Source organism: Paenibacillus sp. MZ04-78.2, assembly GCF_024213375.1.
Taxonomy (GTDB): Bacteria; Bacillota; Bacilli; order Paenibacillales; family NBRC-103111; genus Paenibacillus_G.
On record NZ_JANAVJ010000091.1, the window covers coordinates 1 to 4,887 of the forward strand.

Consider the following 4,887-nt stretch of genomic DNA (forward strand, 5'->3'; position numbering starts at 1 on the left):
TGCGCGTCGTAATCAGTTACGTATATGATCTCATGAATCCCGTCGTTTTTCTAGGTGTGGAGGATTTGACGCTTACAAGAAAACAATTTATGAGCTATCACAAGGAATCGTTGATATCGCGGTTAAATTGTATATGCTCGCTCAATGGGATGCCATTGCTCTCGGAGAGTCCGAAGGTGGAAATGAACGCATTACTGTAAAAAGACTTAAAAAGGTTGCTTCTGAGCATCTCCAGTTGGTTCAACCTATGATTAAGGCACTGAAAACTCATAACAAATCGGCAATTTATGATATTGATGATTTGTATCCGAAGTGGAATGACTTTAGTGCCTATCTCTCCAAATCAGAAGAAAAAGTAAGTGTTCATGGGAAACTACGAGAACAAACGATGCACGAAGCTAATGTCGATCACGACCGAACGAAGATCTTGGAAATGGTTAAATTGGCCGTGAGTTTAGGGTCGACTGCTGAGAAAGCTGAAGAAATTGCCTTACATATTATCAAGAATAATGAACCTCACGTCGACATCACTTCCTTGCGGATGGAAGTAGCCAGGCTGATCATGAAGGGATTTAGTGAACCCGATCCGAATGATGTCCGCAATTATATTCCGAACAACGGCAAAGCATCACCAGAAGCCTTATATAAAGCGTTATCTCAAGCCGGCTACACTGGGTCAAATGATGTATTGTTTCCTGAAGGAAGTGTTTCATAGCCCCAATAAGCTGGGGTTTTAAACTCTATTAATGAGGGAAAACTAAAAGTATAAACCATGTTAGGATGTGGGTATACTGAGTAGTTTCTTCCCTCCCCTATTTCCGGACGAATTGCTTTACAGTACATTAGCTAGATATCATCTGTACGTCGGAAACCATAGCAGGAAAGCTACAATGGCTGACCTTTATAATGGATCAGTTTTCAGTGCTGTTACTTTATTACCAGCACACTTAGGTCAGATAAGTCATCTTATGAGAGAGAACATGACCCCTCTTGAGCTCATGCAATCTCATACATTGTTTCCTTATTTCTCAACTTTTCTATCCGAAGAACGATCTCAGCTCGTGGCGTCGGCAATGACGGGAGACTTAGGAAGGGCAATAAATGCACGATTAGGACTGATTGCTTCTTCGATTAAAATGCCTCAATATCTTAGATTTTGTATGCAATGTTTGTTTGAGGATGAGATGACTTATGGGCTGCCATATTGGCATAGATCTCATCAATTACCCGGAGTGTTCATTTGTTATAAACATGGTTGCGGGTTAAAGAATTCGGAAATTTCTACTTTCCTGAGACGTAATAAACAGGAATACGTATGTCTGAATCGGAAACTTGCATGTAATGAAGTGATTGGACTGTCAATGAACGAGGGTTTAAAGGTTCACTTAACTTCTTTGGCTGTACAATCACATACATTGCTGAATACTCCATGCAATTCTGTAAACTACCGACTCATCGAAGAATTTTACAATGCGAAATTATTTGAGAAAGGGTTTATCACCCTATCTGGAAATATCCGCTTTCAAAGTCTTCGTTCAAAGATGATTGAGTCCTTGGGTCAAGAATTACTAAGTCTTTGCGATTCAGAGATAAGTAAACACTCACATGATACATGGCTTCATAAATTAGTGCGTGGCGGAGAGCATACCCATACATTACGACATCTGCTCCTGATACTCTTTTTAAATGAAACGACGGATATCGTTTTTCAAAAGAAGGTAGACATATATCATCCGTTTGGAACAGGACCTTGGCCATGTTTAAATAAAGCTGCCGATCACTACAAGAAGGAGATCGTTACTCAATGCAAAGTTACAAGGTGTTCCGATACGAAACGTCCAGTAGGTGCATTTATCTGTGATTGCGGATTTATTTACTCAAGAAGAGGCCCTGATACAAATGTAAGTGATCGATTTCATATTGGGAGAATTAAACAGTTTGGTGAAGTTTGGGAAAAACGTTTTGATGAACTGCAACTTAGAACCGATCTTACAATTCGGAAAAAAGCGGAACTATTGGGAGTTCATTACTCGACCGTCTATGCAAAGATAAAATCGAACCCCAAAGTAGCTTCAGGTTTTTCAAACAGTGATATCGTCTCAAAAGAAAGGGCGGCTTGCAGAACAATAAGTAAAACGAGGTTTAAAGTGCCTAGTAGGAACGCAATTCGATCCAGAGTAAATTGGGAAGAGAGAGACCGGAAGCTATTACCAGCGATTTTACAAGCAGTAAGTGATATTAAATCAGCTACGGACAAGCCGATTCGTATAACTTTACCCGAAATTGGAAGACGAATTAGCAAGCTCTCATTACTTGAAAAAAAGTTGGTTGCTTTGCCTCGTTGTAAAGCATTGATCAAAAGTGAAGTCGAAACGTTACAACAGTTTCAATTAAGACGGGTTAATATAGCTGCACGAAAATTATTTGAAGAGGGACTGAGCGTTGTGAGATGGAAAGTCATTCGGAAGGCAGGTTTACGCAAAGAGATTGCATATCAACTTAACAATGAGATCGATAAAGTCATCGAGAACTACCTTTAATCACGAGCGCGTTTATTTAACTTTCTTATGGCAGGTGACTCTATTGAATTTTCCCACTCCATATCCTGACGAGGAGTTGAGAAGCCTTATTTACCGATACGTTCTTCGTAAAGGGTGCTCATTCTCAGATGGGATTCAAGATTTGTTGGAGATCAATTCGCGTAGGATTCCTTTTCTGCCTCATAATTTGGCTGTTATGCAAAGTAAGCTGCCGGCTTCTTTGTTTGGTAAGGATTCTTTGATTGCTAAACATACTTTTTTTCCGTTGTTCGCTACTTTCCTTTCTGATGAAAATCGTAAAGAATTATTAGCACGAATGACAAACCACAGGCTGACTGATAAATATGCATCCCTCACAGTACCACCGATTATCTCGAAAAATGTGCGATATTGTGTTCAATGTATGCATGAAGATGAAAATCATTTTGGTGAAATTTACATTCATCGCTCCCATCAGGTCGGACATATAGATGTGTGTCATAAACACGGTAATCCATTAATTAGTATGTGTCCTCAGTGTGAGGTATCTCTGGGTCAGTTATATGGAAAGAAATTTATAGGTTCCGCAGTATGTCCTAATGGGCATGAGCTTTTACCAGTTATAGAAGATACTGATACTGCTGAGATGAATGTGCTTAAATTGCGAATTTCAAAAGACATTCACCTGCTTTTGAATGGCGGGATAAGAGAAACCAATATTTTTGAATCCTACAGCTTGTTAGCAAAGGAAAAAGGATATCAACATAGAGATGGAAGGTACATAAACCAAAAATTCCTCGAAGACTTTTTTAAACATTATTCACATTCAACGTTAAATCAGCTAGGAATTATTCCTAAATTGCTGGAAAAACGAATTGCATTACAAATTTTCAGTGAAAAGAATGCGACAAGAAATCCTGTTATTCATCTGTTAGTCATTCAGTGGTTGCTGGGAGGCTGTCAGAATATTAATGACTATGTAGAAACTATTCAACCAGCTTCCCAATTTTTTGGCGAGGGGCCCTGGCCATGTTTCAATAAGATTTGTAAAATGTATGCGCAGAAAGTTATCTATTCTTACGAACAACATTATTGCAGTAAATCCAAAAGAGTTATAGGCAAATTTACTTGTGCTCATTGTCAAATGAAATATCAAGCGAGCTGCCCAGATGGGGATTCTGGATTTGATATCGATACTGTAAAAGTGATCGAGTTTGGATCACTATGGCACGATAGACTTATTAAAGAGTACCACATGAAGAAGAGTATTAAGGAAATTGCTAGAATAGTGGGAGCTAATCGAAGTACAGTCAAGAAATACATCCTTCTTTATATTGAATCCAATGCAGAACACTCGGTTGAAATTGTCAAAGGAAGTGTAGATTGGGTTAACAAGCTATACCAAACTTACGACCAACTGGGGAGCATTTATGATACTAGCATTCTACTCCATACAAGTAAAAGAGTAGTGTCCAAATACATTAAGAATAAAGAACTTTACGAGCGAGAAATAATTCCGGCAAGGAATGAAGCTGCCGCGGTAACAGAGGTTGAGTTAGAACCAAAAACGAGGTTGATTAAACTACTGGAAGATAACCCTGACTTGAGTAGGTCGGATATTCGGAAAGCTATAGGGAGTAAAGTTTTTTCTCGACTTACGAAGGAAGATAGTGAGTGGTCAAAAAGTATATTGCCCCGAGCAGATCCTCCATTTAAAAGCCTAAAATGGGAGGACGAAGATAAGCAGTTAGCGCTTGTAGTCAATAGGACTTGTCAGGAATTATATGAAAGTCCCCCAAATAAACAAATTAAAAGATATACGATTCTTAACAAATTATCGATTAGGGATAAAGCTCGACTGTTAAATCACAGCGACAAGCTACCGAAGACTGTTGAGATAATAGAACGATACTTGGAACCAAATGAAAATTATCAGCTAAGGCAGATTCCACATATCGTTGCGCTATATAGAAAGCATTACGCGAATGCAACGTTGCCTATGGTTCTAAAAAACAGGATATATGAGAACTGTTCCCAGCAAGTAATAGTTCGTATCAAAGAGTATCTGCAGTCACTGTAACGTACAATTATAAAGGAACTCATAGGTTTCTGAAGTAGAGCAAAAATGATACCACTAAGCAAAGTGAGGAGAATGAAGGATGAAGATTGTTTTAGGGAATGATAAGGGGATTTTTGTGGATCAATGTATTCTTGATCACTATATTGTATCAAATCATGATCGAAACGTTATTCTTGGCAGACCCACATTATATCTTGCAGTTGATAAAGAAACTAGTACGCCTTCAACGCTTAATCTGTGAGTTGTGAACGACGCATTTCCATACATCGAAGCCGCGGCTGACCACTA

The 4,887-nt window shown here is 38.8% G+C and carries 4 protein-coding genes; all 4 read left to right on the top strand.

Annotated elements, in window-relative coordinates:
- The first annotated feature begins 133 nt into the window (after positions 1 to 133).
- The 4 genes from NLX71_RS25930 (at position 134) to NLX71_RS25945 (ending at position 4,840) form a co-directional block, all read left to right on the top strand.
- A complete protein-coding gene (locus tag NLX71_RS25930; protein WP_254366666.1) occupies positions 134 to 715 on the top strand; it encodes a hypothetical protein in 582 nt (193 codons plus the stop codon).
- A 67-nt stretch (positions 716 to 782) separates the two neighbouring features.
- Positions 783 to 2,540 carry a TnsD family Tn7-like transposition protein gene (locus tag NLX71_RS25935; RefSeq protein ID WP_254366667.1) on the top strand — a complete coding sequence of 586 codons (1,758 nt, stop codon included), beginning with the start codon at positions 783 to 785 and terminating at the stop codon, positions 2,538 to 2,540.
- 43 nt (positions 2,541 to 2,583) lie between these two features.
- On the top strand, positions 2,584 to 4,599 hold the full coding sequence (locus NLX71_RS25940) for a TnsD family Tn7-like transposition protein (RefSeq protein ID WP_254366669.1): 2,016 nt from the start codon (positions 2,584 to 2,586) through the stop codon (positions 4,597 to 4,599).
- A 79-nt stretch (positions 4,600 to 4,678) separates the two neighbouring features.
- Positions 4,679 to 4,840, top strand: a complete 162-nt coding sequence (locus NLX71_RS25945) for a hypothetical protein (RefSeq protein ID WP_254366671.1) — start codon at positions 4,679 to 4,681, stop codon at positions 4,838 to 4,840.
- Positions 4,841 to 4,887: the final 47 nt, after the last annotated feature.

Bases quoted from the DNA above. Each gene is read 5' to 3' on its own strand.
- NLX71_RS25930 (WP_254366666.1), top strand. From the start codon at position 134: ATGCTCGCTCAATGGGATGCCATTGCTCTCGGAGAGTCCGAAGGTGGA.
- NLX71_RS25945 (WP_254366671.1), top strand. From the start codon at position 4,679: ATGAAGATTGTTTTAGGGAATGATAAGGGGATTTTTGTGGATCAATGT.